This window comes from Leuconostoc lactis KCTC 3528 = DSM 20202, from assembly GCF_014651235.1.
In the GTDB taxonomy this organism is placed as follows: Bacteria; Bacillota; Bacilli; order Lactobacillales; family Lactobacillaceae; genus Leuconostoc; species Leuconostoc lactis.
Window position 1 is genome coordinate 21,930 of sequence record NZ_BMWM01000005.1, and the last position, 19,127, is coordinate 41,056.

The 19,127-nt window shown below is 43.7% G+C and carries 17 protein-coding genes; 15 read left to right on the plus strand and 2 right to left on the minus strand.

Annotated elements, in window-relative coordinates; translation table 11 throughout:
• Positions 1 to 515 precede the first annotated feature (515 nt).
• From IE039_RS02535 to IE039_RS02560, 6 genes are read left to right on the plus strand one after another with little or no spacing between them, the layout of a single operon-like run.
• Positions 516 to 917 carry an EbsA family protein gene (locus tag IE039_RS02535; RefSeq protein ID WP_010005716.1) on the plus strand — a complete coding sequence of 134 codons (402 nt, stop codon included), beginning with the start codon at positions 516 to 518 and terminating at the stop codon, positions 915 to 917.
• Positions 895 to 1,821 carry an RluA family pseudouridine synthase gene (locus tag IE039_RS02540; protein ID WP_189428680.1) on the plus strand — a complete coding sequence of 309 codons (927 nt, stop codon included), beginning with the start codon at positions 895 to 897 and terminating at the stop codon, positions 1,819 to 1,821. Before IE039_RS02535 ends, IE039_RS02540 begins: the two co-directional genes overlap by 23 nt.
• 49 nt (positions 1,822 to 1,870) lie before the next feature.
• Positions 1,871 to 2,398 carry a bifunctional pyr operon transcriptional regulator/uracil phosphoribosyltransferase PyrR gene (gene pyrR, locus IE039_RS02545; RefSeq protein ID WP_010000485.1) on the plus strand — a complete coding sequence of 176 codons (528 nt, stop codon included), beginning with the start codon at positions 1,871 to 1,873 and terminating at the stop codon, positions 2,396 to 2,398.
• A 56-nt stretch (positions 2,399 to 2,454) separates the two neighbouring features.
• Positions 2,455 to 3,540, plus strand: a complete 1,086-nt coding sequence (locus IE039_RS02550; RefSeq protein WP_010006192.1) for a carbamoyl phosphate synthase small subunit — start codon at positions 2,455 to 2,457, stop codon at positions 3,538 to 3,540.
• Complete coding sequence (locus IE039_RS02555; protein WP_189428681.1) at positions 3,515 to 6,049, plus strand: carbamoyl phosphate synthase preATP-grasp domain-containing protein; 2,535 nt, start codon at positions 3,515 to 3,517, stop codon at positions 6,047 to 6,049. The genes IE039_RS02550 and IE039_RS02555 overlap by 26 nt, the downstream gene beginning before the upstream one ends.
• Complete coding sequence (locus IE039_RS02560; RefSeq protein ID WP_019041623.1) at positions 6,027 to 6,320, plus strand: DUF7671 family protein; 294 nt, start codon at positions 6,027 to 6,029, stop codon at positions 6,318 to 6,320. Before IE039_RS02555 ends, IE039_RS02560 begins: the two co-directional genes overlap by 23 nt.
• Before the next feature lie 31 nt (positions 6,321 to 6,351).
• On the opposite strand, the gene IE039_RS02565 is transcribed toward IE039_RS02560, so the two are convergent.
• Positions 6,352 to 7,587: a multidrug efflux MFS transporter gene (locus tag IE039_RS02565; protein ID WP_189428682.1), complete on the minus strand. Its 1,236-nt coding sequence runs from the start codon at positions 7,585 to 7,587 to the stop codon at positions 6,352 to 6,354.
• Between the two features lie 277 nt (positions 7,588 to 7,864).
• On the opposite strand from IE039_RS02565, the gene IE039_RS02570 reads away from it, so the two are divergent.
• The 3 genes from IE039_RS02570 to dtd all read left to right on the plus strand — a co-directional run bounded on the left by IE039_RS02570 (position 7,865) and on the right by dtd (position 11,220).
• Entirely contained in the window at positions 7,865 to 10,102 is a 2,238-nt protein-coding gene (locus IE039_RS02570) for a RelA/SpoT family protein (protein ID WP_189428683.1), read from the plus strand.
• A 90-nt stretch (positions 10,103 to 10,192) separates the two neighbouring features.
• Positions 10,193 to 10,777: a hypothetical protein gene (locus tag IE039_RS02575; RefSeq protein WP_019041602.1), complete on the plus strand. Its 585-nt coding sequence runs from the start codon at positions 10,193 to 10,195 to the stop codon at positions 10,775 to 10,777.
• Positions 10,774 to 11,220, plus strand: coding sequence for a D-aminoacyl-tRNA deacylase (gene dtd / locus IE039_RS02580; RefSeq protein ID WP_189428684.1), 447 nt, complete (start codon positions 10,774 to 10,776; stop codon positions 11,218 to 11,220). The genes IE039_RS02575 and dtd overlap by 4 nt, the downstream gene beginning before the upstream one ends.
• A 27-nt stretch (positions 11,221 to 11,247) precedes the next feature.
• On the opposite strand, the gene plsY is transcribed toward dtd, so the two are convergent.
• The gene (plsY, locus tag IE039_RS02585) at positions 11,248 to 11,865 is read right to left on the minus strand and encodes a glycerol-3-phosphate 1-O-acyltransferase PlsY (RefSeq protein ID WP_189428685.1); all 618 of its coding nucleotides are present in this window, start codon (positions 11,863 to 11,865) and stop codon (positions 11,248 to 11,250) included.
• Positions 11,866 to 12,067: 202 nt separating this feature from the next.
• Here plsY and parE point away from each other — a divergent pair, with 202 nt between their 5' ends.
• From parE to rimP, 6 genes are all read left to right on the plus strand, one after another.
• Positions 12,068 to 14,149, plus strand: coding sequence for a DNA topoisomerase IV subunit B (parE, locus tag IE039_RS02590; RefSeq protein ID WP_189428686.1), 2,082 nt, complete (start codon positions 12,068 to 12,070; stop codon positions 14,147 to 14,149).
• Between the two features lie 141 nt (positions 14,150 to 14,290).
• Positions 14,291 to 16,729 (plus strand): DNA topoisomerase IV subunit A, encoded by a 2,439-nt coding sequence (gene parC, locus IE039_RS02595; RefSeq protein WP_010003430.1) that lies wholly within the window; start codon positions 14,291 to 14,293, stop codon positions 16,727 to 16,729.
• A gap of 48 nt (positions 16,730 to 16,777) precedes the next feature.
• On the plus strand, positions 16,778 to 17,683 hold the full coding sequence (locus IE039_RS02600) for a manganese-dependent inorganic pyrophosphatase (protein WP_010003429.1): 906 nt from the start codon (positions 16,778 to 16,780) through the stop codon (positions 17,681 to 17,683).
• Between the two features lie 162 nt (positions 17,684 to 17,845).
• Positions 17,846 to 17,995 (plus strand): 50S ribosomal protein L33, encoded by a 150-nt coding sequence (gene rpmG / locus IE039_RS02605; protein WP_010000472.1) that lies wholly within the window; start codon positions 17,846 to 17,848, stop codon positions 17,993 to 17,995.
• A 1-nt stretch (position 17,996) separates the two neighbouring features.
• On the plus strand, positions 17,997 to 18,266 hold the full coding sequence (gene rpsN / locus IE039_RS02610) for a 30S ribosomal protein S14 (RefSeq protein WP_010000469.1): 270 nt from the start codon (positions 17,997 to 17,999) through the stop codon (positions 18,264 to 18,266).
• Positions 18,267 to 18,612: 346 nt separating this feature from the next.
• A complete protein-coding gene (gene rimP / locus IE039_RS02615) occupies positions 18,613 to 19,089 on the plus strand; it encodes a ribosome maturation factor RimP (protein ID WP_010003428.1) in 477 nt (158 codons plus the stop codon).
• Positions 19,090 to 19,127 lie beyond the last annotated feature (38 nt).

Below are 19,127 nucleotides of genomic sequence, written 5' to 3' on the forward strand. Positions count from 1 at the left end.
TCTTTGGTTTAGATTGGGTTGTCGCGAAAAAGTGGGTCATCATGCTGTTGGAATTCGGCTATTTCAAAGGCTAGTTAATAAGGCGTTTAGACTAGACCAATTGATCATTTTTGTTAAAGATATTAAGCCTGCTAGTCGATAAACGTCATGTATTAGCGATGTTAAAGCCATCAATGTTTGGTCAACAGCGGACGATCCTCTGTTTTGGAAACGCTTACATTTTCGCTATAGAAAACATTATACCGTGTCAAAAAAATAAAGCACCATAGACCAATTTTAAAATTGGTCTTATATTTGATTGTATAATTTTGGTAAAAGTGCCACGCTTTGTAGGTTAGATCCACAGAGCGGTACCAACGTCTGACAACTATTTGTGGTACAATAGTTCTAGCTAATTTCCGATAAAAATTTAAGAAATATGACAAAAAAACTTGAAAAATAGTGGCAAATGCCATCTGAAAATTGTCAGATAGCGCAGTAATAGCGTATATTTTCATTGAATGAGAGGTAAACACATGATTCCAAAGCGTGGGTTCTTTCAACCCTTAGAAATAACGGGCCAAATTAGTTGGTTATGGTGGGGAATTGCGCTGTTGGCTGGTCTCATTACTTGGAGTGAGTTGGAGTTCAAACTCGTCCTACCAGTGATTGGTTACCTGATCATCGTCCTCTTATTAGGCTTGATTCTTGTTTTACGCCGACGCGTATATATCGTCGGACCACGACTATTTTTAGGGCATGTCTTGACGTCAGAATATGAAGAAATTTCACTTGTGAAAGTTGAAAATTGGCAATTAAATGGGCACGTATTACAATTCACACGTGCCGGCCGTGATCGGAAATATTGGTTGAGTAAAAATATCACACAACAAGTTAAGGATTATATGAATACCCATGACGGACAAAATCACAATTAATATCACAGATCAAACGGGCCGAATTGATGCCATTTTGGCAAATCAAAACTTACCGTATTCCCGTACAGTTTTAGCAAATTGGGTACAATCAGGCGAAGTGCTTGTTAACGGACAACGGGTGAAGCGCTCGTACAAAGTCACTGCCGGCGATGTGATTAGCATTCAGCCACCAGTCGTACAGCCGACCGAAATTGTCGCCGAAGCGATGCCATTAGACATTGTGTATGAAGATGCAGATTTATTAGTGGTCAATAAGCCACAAGGGATGGTTGTGCACCCAGCAGCAGGGCATACGTCTGGCACATTGGTGAATGGTTTGTTACACCATGCACCATTATCGACGATTAATGGCGAATTCCGACCAGGGATTGTCCATCGCATTGACCGTGACACCAGTGGGTTATTAATGGTTGCCAAAAACGATCAAGCTCATCAAGCACTCTCTGCACAATTGAAAGCGCATAAAAACGACCGTATTTACTATGCACTCGTTCGCGGTGAATTTGAAGAAAATACTGGGACAATTAACGCACCAATCGCCCGTCACGCTATTGACCGTAAAAAGCAAGCGGTCCAAGAAGGCGGACGTGAAGCGGTGACGCATTTTGAAGTGATCGCCCGTTACGTTGGTTATACGTTACTCAAGGTGCGCTTAGAAACTGGTCGTACGCATCAAATCCGTGTCCATTTAACTTACATTGGCCATCCTATTGTTGGGGATCCAGTTTATGGTGGCGCACAAAAGCTACCTGGCGTGCATTTAGCAGGTCAATTATTACACGCCAAAACACTATCGCTAACCCAACCAACAACTGGGGAAACCCTTACGTTTGATAGTGAAATACCCGCATATTTTGCGCAGGCTTTAGCAACTTTAACCCCAATTAATCCGCAACATGATTAATAACAGATAAGAAAGGAGCTGTGTGGTTGTGTAACCGCATAACGAGAATATGGCAAATAAAGAAGTATTAGACAACGCATCATTACAACGTGCGTTGACGCGTATTACTTACGAGATTATTGAACGTAACAAGGGCGGGCAAGATCTTGTCTTGGTCGGCATTAAGACACGTGGTGAATTCTTAGCTCATCGGATCGCGAATCGTCTAGAACAATTAGAAGGGGTTAAGATCCCAGTGATGGCCATTGACATCACTAATTTTCGTGATGATGTTTTGAATCGTGATGATAGTTTAGGTCTAAATGCTGAAGAAAAAACCAATATTTCGGATAAAAATATTGTGTTAATCGACGATGTGTTGTTTACAGGTCGCACAATCCGCGCCGCGTTGGATGCCTTGATTCACATTGGCCGACCAAATACCATTGCTTTGGCGGTACTGGTTGATCGTGGGCATCGGGAACTCCCAATTCGCGCAGACTTTGTTGGGAAAAATATTCCAACGGCGCAAAATGAAAAGATCAAGGTCTTGGTCCAAGAAATTGACGGCCGTGACGCCGTTGAAATTGTCCATTAATAGGAGATATAAAGTAGGTTATTTAGCAATTTTATGACCTATTGTGAGTAATAGATATGAAACGGCACTTAATTCTTGAGGATGGCACGGTATTTCAAGGCTTAGGCTTTGGTGCACCGGCAACGACATTTGGCGAAATTATTTTTCATACAGCCATGACTGGTTACCAAGAAATCATCACCGACCCGATTTATGATGGGCAGATGATTGTTTTTGCGATGCCAGTTGTCGGCGCTGCTGGGATTCATGCAGAGGCGTATGAATCGGTGAAACCAACGATTCGAGGCATGATTGTGCATGATCTGGCGGAAGTCTCTGTTAATCGGCAACGTCGGATGAGTTTAGACCGCTTTTTAAAGCAAAATAATATTCCTGGTTTATACCAAGTAGACACACGGCAACTTATCCGGCATTTGCGCGAGACGGGACCACAAAAAGCGACCATCGTGGATTATGCTGATGAACACGCAGTGGATCAATTGGTGGCTACGGTGTTAACCAATAAACAGGTGCAAAATACCGCAACGCCAAAGCCCTATGCCAATCCAGGGCGGGGGCGTCATATTGTCGTGATTGATTTTGGTTTAAAACACGGCATTTTACGGATGCTTGGTGACTTTGATGCCAATGTCTCGGTTTTACCTTATACAACAACTGTTGAAGAAGTGCTGACACTTGATCCAGATGGTATTGTGCTGTCAACTGGACCAGGGGACCCGCGCACACTGCCTGAAAGTGTGTTAACGCTGATTCGTGTTTTGCAAACCAAGGTTCCAATGTTGGGGATTGGCTTAGGGCATGAATTATTTGCGATGGCCAATGATGCGGAACTTAAGCCACTTCAGTCCGAACATCACGGGATGAATCATCCTATTCAAGAAATTATTTCACAACAAATTTTTTATGCGATGCAGGGTCAAGGTTATGCGGTCGATGAAGCAACTATCAATCGAAAGAAAATGATTGTGACGTATCGCGACTTGGTTGATGGCGCTGTCCAAGGGTTGCGCCACCGTGAATTTCCCGCTTTTAGTGTCCAATTTTTCCCTGATGCTGCCCCAGGGCCATTAGAAGCCACCGCTGTATTTGCAGATTTCTTTGAAACGGTAGAAGATTATGTCGAACATTTCAATCAATACTAATATAAAAAAACTGCTCTTTATCGGTGCGGGGGCCAATGACTTTGGCCGCGAGGCAGAACATGATGCAGCAATTTATCAAGTCATGCCAGAACTTTGCGGGCATGGCATTGATGTTTTTGTCATTGATGAAAATCCTTATGCGCTGGCTTTAGAGAGTTTAGCAGCGACTGCCTATTGGCAACCACTGACAGTCGCCAACATTAAAGCCATTATCAAGGAAAATCATATTGATACGGTGATGCCACTGTTTGGTGGTGAAGCCTCGCTGCGGATCTGGGCCGAAGTTGTCCAAAGTTGGTCACACGGGGATGGGGCATTACCGCATACGCTTGGTCTCAGCATTGAGATGTTACTGAAAGTGAATAATTTACCGGCATTGACGCAGCTGATGGCCGAAAATGGTTTACCGGTAATTACGAACTATGTGCTCAAAGCACAGGACGAAGCGAATGAGTTATTGCGTGAATTGCATTTGCCGTTAATGGTGCGGGCCTTACATCCTAACCAAACCAACACACGTCACATTATTGAACGATTAGATGACTTTGAAGACGCGATTAACCTCGCGAAGTCGCAGTCCGTGACGCAAGAAGTGATTATTTCACGGGCTATCAATGGCCTTAAAGAAGTCAGTTTAGAGATTTTACGTGATGCACGCGGGAATAAAATGCAAATTGGCGCGAGTGAAGATATGGATCCAATTGGCATTCATACGGCTGATTCCCTCAGTGTGTCACCAATTCTGACGATTCAAGATCAGTTGATTAGCCGTATGCGAGACTACGCTTTTCGAGTTGCTGATATCTTGCAATTGCAAGGGATTATGCATGTCCAATTTGCAGTCGATGACGATACCGATAAAATTTATGTCATTAAAGTATCCCCTTATATTGACCAAATGGCGACGCGCATGGCTTTGGCTACGGGGTACCCAACGATGCTTGTGGCCATTAATCTAGCAATGGGCATTCCGTTGGAAGAAATTGTGTTACCACACAATTTTGGACCACAAACAGCGATGATGGAACCCATGATGGATCACGTGGTGGTTAAATTACCAATCTTTCCATTTGGTGAACTGGCTGAAGCTGGGGTACATGTGAAACGCCAGCTTAACAGTGTGCAGAAGTCCGTGGGGACAACCCTTGGCTTTGGCCGGACGTTTATTGAGTCCTTAGAAAAGGCGATTCGGTCGGCGCACTTTAACAATGCGAGTTTCTCACCAACGAACATGGCTCACATTAACGATGATGAATTGATTCAACAATTGATTCATCCACAAGATAACCGTGTACTCTTGTTGATTGAAGCGATTAAACGCGGGTATGAAATTGATGAACTCGCGGAATTAACAGATATTGATGAATTCTTCTTCCATCAGTTGCAACATTTACACCAGTTGGAAACGGCTATTGAAGCCGATGTGGATAGTATTGCTGCACTAAGGCGTGGGAAAAGATACGGTTTGTCAGATGGTTTGATTGCCCGTTTTTGGCATACGGACTTTAATATTATACGGACCTTAGCCCAGGAACATCACATTGATGTGACCTATAAGGCGGTTGAACCATCTGCTGGTGAATTCCCAGAAAATGCGCGGCAGTATTATGCAACCTTTGAGTCAGAAAATGAGTCTAAGCAGGTCGCAGAAGACGCGATTTTGGTGATTGGCTCGGGCGCTTTTCGGATGGGGGATGCGGCATCTGGTGGTTATGCGACGACAATTACGCTGTCAGAGTTGCGCCGGTTGCAGTATCCAACCATTATTATGAACAATAATCCCAGTGACGCGACATTGTTACCACATTTAGCGGATAAGCAGTATTTGGAACCATTGGAAATTGCTGATGTGATGCAGGTTGTTGAATTAGAACAGCCAAAGGCAATTATTATTCCTGGTAACCGTCGCAAGTTGATTCGCGCTTTACGTGAATTGGGACAGCGGGTAATTATTTTGCCAAAGGAAAAGCATACGCCTAACGGACCAGATGAAAACGAGTCAGAGTTTGCGCTAAACGTCTTTTTTGATGGCGACAAAGTCTATCCAATCAATATTACCCAACACATGGCTGGCGAGATGCGGGTGATTGCCCCTGCTGGTGAGGTACCAAGCCGGTTGCTGGCAACAACAAAAACACTAGAAAATCCTGGTGTTTACCAAGTGATTTGGTATGAAAAAACGGTTCAGTGGCGTCGGGAAGTTGATTTGGCACCGATTAATGATGGTACTTGGTTACGCCCAATGCCATTTGGGCAAATTGCTTTCTTGACAAAAGTTACGCATATCGAATGGTTACGTTTAACGATTCGGGCAGCTTTGCATGAAATGACCGAACAGGATTTGCAACTATTAGCTGATATTGCGCATCATGCCAAGTCACAACCGTTGGCATTGGTGGCAGCTGACGTGAATTATCGTTTGCATTTGCAACCGAGTGAAGTCATTGATGGTACAAGATTTGAAATGGGAGTAGGTGTGAGCGACTATGGGCGATCGGAAGAAGTATGAGACGCACCTCTTTAAGGGAATTCTCGTGACGCAAAATGCATCGGGGCGTTTTGAACCAAAAGCCGATGCGGTGCCACATTTGTGGCGTACGGGAAAACATACCAAGGGGCAATTTAAACAAATTGGGCAAATTTTCTTAACGGAAAACGGCCAATCGGTGGCGGTGTTGCAGCAAGATAAATTAGCTTTTAATCAACGCCATGATTTTACCCCGCTACAACGGTGGACCGCAGAATACGTGCCACTTGAATTATTGACCAAGTGGTTATAAAAAAACCTGAACATCATGTTGTTCAGGTTTTTTATATGCGGGCGGGTTTAATATGCTTACTTGTAAAGTGAAAGAGCGTAGCATTGATGATAATAATGAGGCCGCTGAAAATGAAAATAGCCCGATAATCGTATAGACTAGCGACAATAGCCCCCATCATGGGACCAATCACAGAACCTAATGACTGAAAACTTTGGTTATAACTGAAAATACGACTGGTCATTTCAGTGGGTGAGTTTTTAGAGAGTAAGGTTTGAACGGCTGGTAACATGGTTGCATCACTAATACCGACCAAGAATCTAAAGAACATTAACATACTGATACTGGTCACAAAAGCGGTAGGAATCAAGGCAATGACCCCAATCATAAACCCAATTTTAATCATGCGATGGGTCCCGACGCGATCACCAATTCGGCCAAAACGCGGCGCCGCAATCACGGTTGCGATACCTGGCATGGCAGCCACAATACCGGCGATAAACGTGGTGTCGGCACCATGATGTAAGATTTCTCGAACAAATAAACTCACAATCGGGTTAATCGCTGTGTTGACGGTTTGAACTAACATGGTGGTCACAAACAAGCCGACAATAAGTGGTTTATTAGGGATATTTTGCCAAAGCGTTTTGGTGGATACACGTGATACGCGTAGGGCAGCGGGCCGGGGCGATTCCTTAACCAGGAACAACGTTAATATAAACACGAGAAACAGGATGATGCCGGTAATATGAAATGAGGTGCGGTAACTGAAAAAAGTTGCCAAGATACCACCAAACAGTGGGCCGACCAAATTACCAGCGGTCATGCCCGTCACTAAAATACCAAGGGCTTTCCCAGCATGTTTTTTCGGTGTTTGAGTTGCCACTAGGGCATTCGCATTTGAAATGAAGCCACCCATAGCACCTTGCAGGGCGCGTAGGATAAATAATTGCCACACATTGGTCACATTCCCCATTAAAAATAAGACAATTGACATACCAAAGGCGGCGCGTAACAACATGAGCTTGCGACCTTTGCTATCGGCTAGTTTACCCCAAAATGGTGACACAATTGCTGTGACTAAAAACGACACGGCAAAGACAGCACCAGAATAAAAGCTTAATTGGTCTTTATCAAATGTCCCTAGTGTGTCGATGTAAAGGGACAAAAACGGCATGACCTCACTCAATGCAACCCCAGTCATAAAGACGCCAAACCAGAGGACAAAGACATTTCTTTGCCACAATGGCTCGCCATCCGACTGAGATTCTTGCGTGTTTTCAGGCATATAGATCTTCCTCCGAGAAAAAATTGATAGTCTTAGTGTATGCTTCTTTGTCAAAATATGCACGTTATAAGACTTAGCTTGTGAATGTATTAAATTTTTATTATAATGAAACTACGTTTGAAAACGTATCAAGGCATGTTGCGGTTTTTAAAATAGTGATGTGTCTTCCGGAATTAAATGAAGGGAATGTGCTTTCTTGCATACACTTGTTTGAAGTACATCGACCAGATTCGGTGATCGATCAAACGACTGTGTGCCAGATAGCGCGCAAAACAATATGGCAAGAACTAAGAGTTATTCAGGGCAAGAAGTCCTTGATATGGTTGGGCAATATATGGTACCAGCAGATGCCGAAAAAGTCAAATTGGCTTATGACTGGGCGTCAGAGCTCCACCACAATCAGTTCAGAAAATCTGGTGAACCTTACATTATTCACCCCATTCAGGTGGCAGGGATTTTAGCCGAGCTTAAGATGGATACGGCAACGGTTATTTCCGGCTACTTGCATGATGTGGTGGAAGATACAACAGCCAGCATCCAAGACATTGAAGAGAAGTTTGGCGCAACGATTGCGCAAATTATTGACGGTGTCACAAAGATTAGTAAAATCGAATACAAAAACTCACGAGAACAGCTTGCGGAAAATCACCGAAAGCTGCTTTTAGCCATGTCCAAAGATATTCGTGTCATTATTGTCAAACTCGCCGATCGTTTGCACAATATGCGCACGTTGGGCGCGTTGCGAGAAGAAAAGCAACGCCGTATTGCGAGTGAGACGTTGGATATTTATGCACCATTGGCCGATCGCTTAGGAATCAGTACGATTAAGTGGGAGCTTGAAGACCTCGCTTTGAGCTATTTGGATCCAGAAAAGTATTACATGATCGCGTCACAAATGAATATGAAACGTGACGAACGGATCCAGTATGTGCAAGAAGCGGTGACGGAAATTACGCAAGCCATTCAAGATCTTGAATTGGAAAATGTGAGTGTTTACGGGCGACCAAAGCATATTTATTCGATTTATCGCAAGATGACGGACAAGCATAAGGCGTTTGAAGAAATTTATGATTTGTCAGCGGTTCGGGTCCTCACTGATACGATTCCAGATACGTATGCGGTCCTTGGTGCGATTCATTCCAAGTGGATGCCATTACCTGGTCGCTTCAAAGATTATATTGCGTTACCCAAAGCCAATGGGTATCAAAGTTTGCATACCACAGTGATTGGCCCAAGTGGTCGCCCTTTGGAAGTGCAGATTCGTACGCATACCATGCATGAAGTTGCGGAGTTTGGTGTGGCAGCCCACTGGGCCTATAAGAAAAATAAGGGCTCAAACAAAGAAGCCAAAGTCAATGACCAAAACCAGCAGGCATTGAACGTGATTCAAGGGATTCTAGAATTACAAGAGGATGCCAAAAACGCTGAAGACTTCATGGCTGGCGTACAAGGGGATCTCTTTAGCGATCGTGTTTATGCATTCACGCCACGTGGGGATGTCTTTGAATTGGCAAAAGGCGCTGGACCGCTTGATATGGCTTTCTCCATTCATACCAATGTGGGCATTAAAACAACGGGAGCCAAAGTCAATGGCCGGATTGTGCCACTAGATTATAAAATCAAAACTGGTGATATTATTGAAATTATCACCAGTTCAACAGCTAAGCCAAGCCGCGACTGGTTAGACATTGTCTCCACGCGTCGGGCACGCAATAAAATTAAGCAATATTTCAAGCAACTTGATCGCGAGGATAACATCGAAGCGGGTCGTGACTTGTTAGCGCGTATCTTACAAGACACTGGCTTTGATCCGGCAGCTATTTTAACGGTTGATCGGTTGGTTAAAACAGCCGAAGCCCTGCATTATCATACGTATGAAGATATGTTGGCAGCGCTTGGTTATGGCGACGTTGCCGTACCAGGGGTAGCCAATAAGTTGACGGAAGCCATTCGTGAAGCCCAGCAAGAAGCGGAAACGGCGGAATTGCAACGGGAATTACTTGAAGAAGGTCACGAAATTAAACGGGTTGAAACAGCACTCACCCAACGGCAAAAGGCAACTGCTGATGATATTGTGATTGCTGGTGTTGATAATTTACTGGTACGTTTGGGGCGTTGTTGCACGCCAGTGCCAGGAGATGACGTCACTGGCTACATTACCAAAGGTCGCGGCATTTCGGTGCACCGCGTCGGCTGCCCAAATATCCGCGCGGCCGAGACACAAGGGCAACGTTTGGTGGATGTACAGTGGGAAGATGAAAAGGGGCTCAAGCCTAACTATGACGCTGATTTGACGGTTCATGGTGAAAACCGTAATGGGTTACTCAATGATGTCTTACGGGCTGTCAATGGTCGGACAAAGTTTGTCAACTCAGTGAACGGACATGTGACTAAAAACGGCATGGCGCAAGTGTCATTATCAATTGGCGTGAAAAATAGTGAACAGCTCGGCAATATTATGGATGCTCTCAATAATCTGCCAGCTGTCTATGATGTGGAACGGACATTTCATTAAAAAACGGGCAATGTAATTTTTTATCAAACGATTAGGCGTGTTTTCATGCTATATTTTTAATATTACTTTTTAATTTGAAATGAGCGCAAAATGAAGACCCCAATTTTAATGGCCATTGCCCCCATTACTCAGTCACAGCAACCAGGGATGTTGTTAGTCGATAAACAGGCAAAAAAAGTGTATTTTACAGCACAACAATTACCGGAACCAAAGTCCCAAAAATGGTTACTCTGGCTACTGATTATTAGTAGTGTCTTAGTGACCCCATATTGGTTGTTTGATAAATTACTGCATTTACCCCATTTTCCAATTCATCAGCCCATCGTGTGGTGGCTTGTCTTAGTTATTACATTGGGCATTCCAATTATTGCTTGGTATGTGGGTCGGCAAAAAGTCCACTATGACTTTCAACAAGTACAACCCTTAGCCGTGGACCAAAGTACCTTAGACAAAGCGTTAAAATACTGGTGGTTTGAACGGTTATGGGTCGCGACAGTCTTGTTGTTGTTACCCCCAACATCTGTCCTGTTTTTAGTACTTTATATGATTAAACGTGATCCATTAGATGCTTTATTGATTACGGTGCATGCGACACTGTTTATGCGGCGTTTGATCCCGCACGCCTTTTCCCGTATCATGGTATCTAAACGTGATATTGAGGAGTGGGAAAAATGAAAGTTGTGCTACAACGTGTCAAATCGGCACAAGTCACGGTTGATGACCAAATTGTTGGGCAAATTAAAGCTGGCTTTGTGTTATTAGTGGGTGTTGCTGATGACGACACAACGGCTGATATTGATTATCTGGTTCGAAAGATTAGTCAGTTACGTGTCTTTGAAGATGCGGACGGGCGGATGAACTTGAGCATCCAAGCAATTGCTGGTGAAATTTTGTCTATTTCTCAATTTACATTGTTTGCTGATACGAAGAAGGGCAATCGGCCGAGCTTTACCAAAGCTGGCCAACCAGGCTTTGCCAGCATGATGTATGACCAGTTTAATGATGCCCTACGGGATGCAGGGTTACCGGTTGCAACCGGCCGATTTGGTGCCGATATGGCAGTGTCATTAGTGAATGATGGCCCAGTAACCATTCTATTTGATACAAAAGACAACTAAAAAAGGTTCGGCTTAGCCGAACCTTTTTTAGTTGTGATGTGTTTGTCGATAATGGTAATACCAACCAAATGGGACGAGACTTTCAGTCCCGTTTTTAATACGTTGGATATTTGAGTGGTGCCGGTAAAAGACAAAGCAAGTTAACGCGGCCGCTACTATAGTCAAAATGAGATCGTGATAGAAAAATGACGTGATCAGGGCAAAACTAAAGCCAACCATTGAACTCAACGACACCATTGACGTGAGCAGTAACATGATAATAAAGACTGCCGAGACTAGGATGAAAAATTGTGGGTTGTAGGCGAGTAAGACCCCAGCTGAGGTGGCCACCGCTTTGCCCCCTTTGAATTTAATCCAAATTGAGAAGGTATGCCCAATGATGGCTGCAATACCAACCAACATGGGGTTGATCGGACTGTGGAAAAGGATGGGTAACAAGCCAGCAGCTGTCCCTTTTAAGAGATCAAGGACGAGTGTGACGGTACCAGCGACTGGACCAAGGACGCGAAAGGAGTTGGTCGTGCCGATATTACCGGAACCTTCATCACGAATATCCTTGTGATAAAAAATGAGGCCAATCCAATATCCCGGTAGTAATGACCCGATAAAGTAGGCACAGACGAACATCAGTATTGTAGAAAACATAGTTTAACTCCTCAATATTGTGAATAAACACAAAGTTAATTCTATCATAAAAAGTCATCGTAAAGGGGGAGATATATTGAAAATGTTATTTTGAGTCTTGTCAGAATAAGTTTTTTAATCTATGATAATATAGATTGACGCATGATCACGAACAGTTGTTCAATCATGACAATGTTTTAAAATAAGAAAGATATGAGTATTCATGGCAGAAAAAAATCACTATGATTCAGATTCAATAAAAATTCTTGAAGGTTTAGAGGCGGTTCGTAAGCGTCCAGGGATGTACATTGGTTCAACTGACGGCCGTGGTTTGCATCATTTAGTTTATGAAATCGTTGATAATGCAGTGGATGAAGCCTTAGGTGGCTTTGGTAATGATATTCGGGTCACAATCCATGAAAATAATGCCATAACAGTGCAGGATTTTGGCCGTGGGATGCCAGTTGGCATGCACGAATCAGGTAAACCTACACCTGAAGTTATTTTAACAGTGTTGCATGCTGGTGGGAAGTTTGGCCAAGGCGGCTATGCCACTTCTGGTGGTCTCCACGGGGTGGGGTCATCGGTTGTTAACGCCTTATCTGAAAGTTTGCAAGTCACGATTGTGCGTGATGGTCACAAGTGGCAAGAAGACTTTGTGAATGGGGGACATCCCGTTGGTACGCTCCGTGATCTTGGGCCAACGACTGAACATTCAGGGACAACGGTTAAATTCAAGCCAGATCCATCATTATTTAGTGCGACAGTCTATAAGTATGACACGTTATCTGAGCGTTTGCGCGAATCAGCCTTTTTGATGTCAGGCGTGAAGTTTACCTTAACGGACGAACGCGTGCAACCTGCACGGGTAGAAACATACCATTATGAAAAAGGGTTAGAATCATTTGTTGGTTTCTTGAATGAAGATAAGGCCACGATTGGCCCAGTTATGACATTTGAGGGCGAACAATCAGGGATTGTAGTTGAAGTTGCAGCGCAATACAACGATGGTTATTCCGAAACGCTCCTATCATTTGTTAACAATGTGCGGACGCAAGATGGGGGAACCCATGAAGTAGGCTTCCGGACGGCTTGGACAAAGGCCTTTAACGAATATGCCCGTAAGGTCAATTTGTTAAAAGATAAAGATAAGAATCTCGAAGGGACTGACGTCCGTGAAGGCTTAGCTGCCGTTATTTCGCTACGTGTGCCGGAACAATTCTTGCAGTTTGAAGGCCAAACCAAAGATAAGCTGGGGACACCAGAAGCGCGCGGTATTGTGGAGTCCGTTGTCAATGAAACATTGAGTCGTTTCTTGATGGAAAATGGTGATTTTGGTCAAAATTTGATTCGTAAAGCCATTCGGGCACGAGAAGCGCGTGAAGCAGCGCGTAAAGCCCGCGACGAAAGCCGAACGGGGAAGTCAAAGGGACAAAAAGAACGGCTATTATCGGGTAAGTTAGCGCCTGCGCAATCAAAAGATGCGACGCGTAATGAACTCTTTTTGGTCGAGGGTGATTCAGCCGGTGGTTCCGCTAAGCAAGGCCGTGACCGTAAGTTCCAAGCGATTTTGCCTTTGCGTGGTAAGGTTTTGAATACCGAAAAAGCTAAGTTGGTTGACATTTTAAAGAATGAAGAAATTTCAACGTTGATTTATGCCATCGGTGGTGGCGTTGGCAATGACTTCAAAGTATCTGATACAGCCTTTGATAAAATTATCATTATGACGGATGCCGATGATGATGGCGCACACATCCAGACACTCTTGTTGACGTTCTTTTATAAGTACATGCGACCATTGATTGAGGCCGGTCGGGTTTATATTGCTTTACCACCGCTCTACCGCGTGAAATATGCGTCAAAGAAAATGGCAGACCAATTTGCGTGGACAAATGACGAATTGGAAGCGATTACGAGCCAAAGTGATGCGCGTTATGAATTGACACGCTTTAAGGGGTTGGGTGAAATGAATGCGCCACTCCTATGGGAAACAACCATGAATCCTGAAACACGGACTTTGATTCGTGTGAAAATCGATGATGCTGTACTGGCTGAAAAGCGCGTGACAACATTGATGGGCGATAAGGTTGAACCACGTCGTGACTGGATTGAAGCCAATGTTCACTTTACATTAGATGAAGCGGGTTCAATTTTGGATACGGTTGATGGTGATCCGACAAATGCAAGTGACGTGTTTGAAAAAGCCCGTCAGCATGAAAATAAACCAGTCGTCGCGACGAAGTCAGCAGCATCAACGGGACCAGTGATTACGAACTGGCAAAATGGACAAGACAACGGCGCTTGATTTTTGCGTTGTTGGGATTAATTTGACGAAAGTCTTAGTCGCCGCGTACGTTTGTGCGCGGCCTTTACATCTAACTTTGCATGCATTCTATTTGAAAGGAAATGTGTCTAATCGTGTGACGGCTGTTAGACACTCGTATATATGGCAGATCGTATAACTGAACTCTCACTGGAAGCAGTGATGGGGGAGCGCTTTGGGCGCTACTCAAAATATATTATTCAAGAACGTGCGTTACCGGATATTCGGGATGGGCTTAAGCCTGTGCAACGGCGGATTCTTTTTGCGATGGACCAAGATGGTAATACGTATGACCATCCTTATCGTAAATCAGCTAAATCTGTTGGAAATGTCATGGGTAACTTCCATCCGCATGGTGACTCATCAATTTATGAAGCGATGGTACGGCTATCACAAGATTGGAAAGTGCGTGAACCGTTAATTGACATGAACGGTAACAACGGGTCAGTCGATAATGATCCAGCAGCTGCGATGCGTTATACCGAAGCGCGTTTGTCCAAGATTGCTGGCGAAATGATGGCTGATTTGGGACAAGAAACGGTTGATATGGTGTTGAACTTTGATGATACGACCTATGAACCAACTGTATTGCCATCACGTATCCCAAGTTTGTTTATTAATGGGGCAACGGGGATTTCTGCGGGTTATGCCACCGAAATTCCACCGCATAACTTAAAAGAAATCAATGCCGCGTTAATTTACTTGTTGGATCATCCTGAGGCACCGTTATCAGCGTTGATGCGCTATGTCAAAGGACCTGATTTCCCAACTGGTGGGATTATTCAAGGTCTTGACGGGATTAAAAAAGCGTATAAGACAGGACGTGGTAAGATTGTCGTTCGTGCCAAAACGGAAATTTCTGACCTTAAAGGTGGGAAGAAAAAGATTGAAATTACCGAGTTACCTTATGAAGTTGTTAAGTCAAACTTGGTATCAAAAATCGATGCCATTCGCTTGAATAAGGAAGTTGCAGGCATTGCGGAAGTTCGTGATGAATCAGACCGTGAGGGAATGTCAATCGTGATTGAACTTAATAAGGGAACGAATGCCGAAGGTATTTTGACTTATTTGTTCAAGAAGACAGATCTTCAAATTTCTTACAACTTCAACATGGTCGCCATACATGACCAACGGCCAGTGACGGTTAGTTTAAAGCAAGGCCTACAAGCATTTTTGGATTTCCGGAAAGAAGTCGTGTTGAAGCGTTCTGCCTTCGAATTAGCGAAGGCACAAGCCCGTCAACACATTGTTGAAGGCTTAATTCGGATGTTGTCAATTTTGGATGAGGTCGTGGCCACCATTCGCGCTTCTCAGAACCGTAAGGATGCCACGCAAAACTTGATTGACAAGTTCCAATTCACCCAACCGCAAGCAGAAGCGATTGTGACTTTGCAACTTTATCGGTTGACTAATACAGACGTTACGCAATTAGAAGCCGAATTTGCGACATTAACCGCTAGAATTAATCATTTGAATTTGATTCTAACAGAAGAATCAGCCTTAAAAGATGTGATTCGTGAGGAATTGACAGCCATTACGAAAACGTATACCACCCCACGTCGCTCACAAATTGAAGCTGAAGTGGAAGATTTGGTCATTGATACGGCGGTTACGATTGCCGAAGAAGATGTCCAAGTATTGGTTTCCCGTAATGGTTACTATAAGCGGGCCTCATTGCGTTCTTATAAAGCATCAGATGCTGACAATGGGTTGGCTGACGATGATTTGCCAGTCTTTGTGGGTCAGTTAAATACCACGCAACACTTGTTTATGTTCACGAATAAGGGGAGTGTCATTTACCGGCCAGTTCATGAATTACCAGACTTCAAGTGGAAAGATACTGGCGAACATTTCTCACAACAGCTAGCTAATTGGCGACCAGATGAATATGTGATCCAAGTGGTCGCAGTTGATCATCTGGCACAAGGTGGGGCGTTTACTATCGTGACAAATGATGGGTTCATCAAGCAAACAACCTTGGCTGACATGGTGCCTAAAGCTTATAAGAAGAAGACGGCAATGGCCATTAAGCTCAAGACTGATGCTAGTCAGGTTGTCAATGTGGCTTATACGCCAACCGTTACGGATCAAGATGTACTCTTGCTATCACACAATGGTGTTGGGTTACGCTTTGGGCTAAGTGATGTACCAGAAATTGGTGTCCGTACGGCGGGTGTCAAGGCGATGGATCTTCGCGGGGATGATACCATTCAGGCTGCCTTAATGGTCACCTCACCAGATCAACAGGTTGCCATTGTGGCGGAAAACGGCGCCTTTAAATACATGCCAGTTGCTGAAATTAATCATTCAAAGCGTGCCAATAAAGGCTTATTGATCTTTACACAAAAGAAGACCGTGCCTTATCATGTGGCGGCTGCGACATTGTTTGATCAAGATGTGACCGCACTAGAAATTTTGACAAGTCGCTGGCAAGTACAAGATTTGCAGTTAAGTGACTACAGTCCTTCACAACGTGTGGGTAACGGCCAATATGTTGTGGACGTGAAGAAAAACGGCACGCCTTGGCTGGTTCGGCCTTTGGCGATTGCTGGGACAAAATAATTTTTTTCTGCTAAAATAAACGTATATTGAACGAGGAGACATTCACGCATGGCTAAAACTTTAGTTTTCGGACATAAAAACCCAGATACAGATACAATTGCTTCAGCAATTGCTGCCAGTTACTTCTTAAACCAAATTGGTGAAGATACAGAAGCAGTTGCACAAGGCACACCCAATGCGGAAACGCAATTTGCTTTGGACTATTTCAAGGTTGCTGCACCGCGGGTGGTGACGTCAGCGGACACAGATACAGTCGTCTTGGTTGATCATAACGAAGCAGCGCAATCAGTTGATAACTTGGCTGATGTCACTGTAACGGGTATTTATGACCATCATAAGTTTGCCTTTACAAATGCAACACCACTTTATATTATTGCTAAGCCATGGGGCTCAGTCGCAACAATCTTGTATTACGAATTCAACCAAGCACAAATGGCTATCCCAGCAGACGTTGCTGGTTTGTTAGCTTCAGCAATTATTTCAGATACATTGTTGTTAAAGAGTCCAACAACTACAGACTTTGATGTTACAGCTTTGAAGACTTTGGCTGACATTGCTGGTCTTGAAGACTACGAAGCTTATGGTTTGGCCTTGTTGAAGGCGGGCACAGATTTGTCATCACGCACGGATAAGGAATTGATTGATGGCGATGCCAAGTCATTTGACATGGGTGGTCACCAATTCCGCATTGGTCAAGTCAACACAGTAGCCATTGAAGATGTGTTGTCACGTCAAGCTGGTATTGAAGCGGCGATGACGGAAGAAGGTTATGACAACTTCTTGTTTGTGATTACAGACATTTTGAATTCAAATTCAAAGGCCATTTTCTTAGGTGAAGCAACAGCTGCTGTAGAAGCTGCGTTTGATGGCCAATTGGTTGACAACGTGATCGACTTGCCAGGTGTTGTCTCACGTAAGAAGCAAGTTGTTCCACCACTTGAAGCGCAATTTTAAGTCGTGATACCGTGAGTTGTTGGGCAGGGATTATTTAATTTTAACGAACAGGTTTTCGTCAAAATTGATAAAAACGCTTTACACAGATAGGCGGTTCATGTATAATAACTAATTGTATTGACAAGCAAATAATTTTAACAAACCACATTAAGGAGTAAGGATATGCGTATTCACGTGATTCTAGGAAATGATGAAACTGGTGAACGTATTTACTTGACGTCTAAAAACCGTCGTAATACACCAGATCGTCTTGAGTTGAAGAAGTACTCACCAAAACTTCGCAAAGTTGTAACATTTAAGGAGATTAAGTAATATGGCAAAGAAGTCAAAGATTGCTAAGGCACAAAAGCGTGAAGCTTTGGTTGCAAAGTATGCTGAAAAGCGTGCAGCATTGAAGGCGGCTGGCGATTACATCGGTTTGGCTGCATTGCCAAAGGATTCATCTCCAGTACGCGTACACAACCGCGATTTGATTGACGGTCGTCCTCACGCTTACATGCGTGAATTCGGTATGTCACGTTTGAACTTCCGTCAATTGGCACACAAGGGTCAAATTCCTGGTGTGCGTAAGGCTTCTTGGTAAGATCAAGTTTTCGTTGAAATTGCGTAACTTACACCGGTAAGCATTACGTGGGCGCGTTAAAAGTCAATTATTATAGCATCAGCTAAATACAGTGACTGCCTCAATGAGCATAGCGAATGGGGTCATAAAGGTTCACACACAAGTAAAACCACAGCAATGTGGTTTTTTGTTTGGTCAAAAATAGCATGTTGTTTGCACTTTCTTAAAAATTGCGCTATACTAGAGAGTGTTAATTTACATAGATATTGTAAATGAGCGGGTCACAGTATATGGGGCCGGCTCATTTTTTATGAAATTGGCACTTGCTTGCAATACAGATACAAATTCATCAAAGGAGGGTAGGTAAATGGCAAATAAAGTCGAACAAGAAATCACGGCATTGATCACACCGATCTTAGTTGAACAAAACGATTTATTGTGGGATTTAACCTATACAAAAGAAGGTGGCCAAAAGATTTTGCGGATCATGGTTGATAAACCTGATCATGCTTTTATCACGATGGCAGACATTACGGACTTTACCCAGGCCGTTAATGAACTTTTGGATACGGTTGAGCCAGATCCAATTCCGGAAGCATATTTATTGGATATCTCATCACCTGGTGCCGATCGGCCATTAAAGCAGCCTTGGCATTATCGTTGGGCTCAGGAAGCTGACGAAACAATCCTAGTTGCGCTCTTTGCAGCCAAAGAAGGCCAAAAGAAGTGGCAAGGGAAAGTGAAATCTGTGACTGATGATGGGATTGTTTTGTCAACAGCGCAGGGTGACTTATCACTTCAATTTGATGAAATTGCTAAAGCAGTGCTGGATATCCAGTTTTAACGCAACGGGTTGGTCCTGTTGTTAAAGGGTTTTGATTG

Bases quoted from the DNA above. Each gene is read 5' to 3' on its own strand.
- IE039_RS02535 (WP_010005716.1), top strand. From the start codon at position 516: ATGATTCCAAAGCGTGGGTTCTTTCAACCCTTAGAAATAACGGGCCAA.
- IE039_RS02540 (WP_189428680.1), top strand. From the start codon at position 895: ATGACGGACAAAATCACAATTAATATCACAGATCAAACGGGCCGAATT.
- pyrR (WP_010000485.1), top strand. From the start codon at position 1,871: ATGGCAAATAAAGAAGTATTAGACAACGCATCATTACAACGTGCGTTG.
- IE039_RS02550 (WP_010006192.1), top strand. From the start codon at position 2,455: ATGAAACGGCACTTAATTCTTGAGGATGGCACGGTATTTCAAGGCTTA.
- IE039_RS02555 (WP_189428681.1), top strand. From the start codon at position 3,515: ATGTCGAACATTTCAATCAATACTAATATAAAAAAACTGCTCTTTATC.
- IE039_RS02560 (WP_019041623.1), top strand. From the start codon at position 6,027: ATGGGCGATCGGAAGAAGTATGAGACGCACCTCTTTAAGGGAATTCTC.
- IE039_RS02565 (WP_189428682.1), bottom strand. From the start codon at position 7,587: ATGCCTGAAAACACGCAAGAATCTCAGTCGGATGGCGAGCCATTGTGG.
- IE039_RS02570 (WP_189428683.1), top strand. From the start codon at position 7,865: ATGGCAAGAACTAAGAGTTATTCAGGGCAAGAAGTCCTTGATATGGTT.
- IE039_RS02575 (WP_019041602.1), top strand. From the start codon at position 10,193: ATGAAGACCCCAATTTTAATGGCCATTGCCCCCATTACTCAGTCACAG.
- dtd (WP_189428684.1), top strand. From the start codon at position 10,774: ATGAAAGTTGTGCTACAACGTGTCAAATCGGCACAAGTCACGGTTGAT.
- plsY (WP_189428685.1), bottom strand. From the start codon at position 11,865: ATGTTTTCTACAATACTGATGTTCGTCTGTGCCTACTTTATCGGGTCA.
- parE (WP_189428686.1), top strand. From the start codon at position 12,068: ATGGCAGAAAAAAATCACTATGATTCAGATTCAATAAAAATTCTTGAA.
- parC (WP_010003430.1), top strand. From the start codon at position 14,291: ATGGCAGATCGTATAACTGAACTCTCACTGGAAGCAGTGATGGGGGAG.
- IE039_RS02600 (WP_010003429.1), top strand. From the start codon at position 16,778: ATGGCTAAAACTTTAGTTTTCGGACATAAAAACCCAGATACAGATACA.
- rpmG (WP_010000472.1), top strand. From the start codon at position 17,846: ATGCGTATTCACGTGATTCTAGGAAATGATGAAACTGGTGAACGTATT.
- rpsN (WP_010000469.1), top strand. From the start codon at position 17,997: ATGGCAAAGAAGTCAAAGATTGCTAAGGCACAAAAGCGTGAAGCTTTG.
- rimP (WP_010003428.1), top strand. From the start codon at position 18,613: ATGGCAAATAAAGTCGAACAAGAAATCACGGCATTGATCACACCGATC.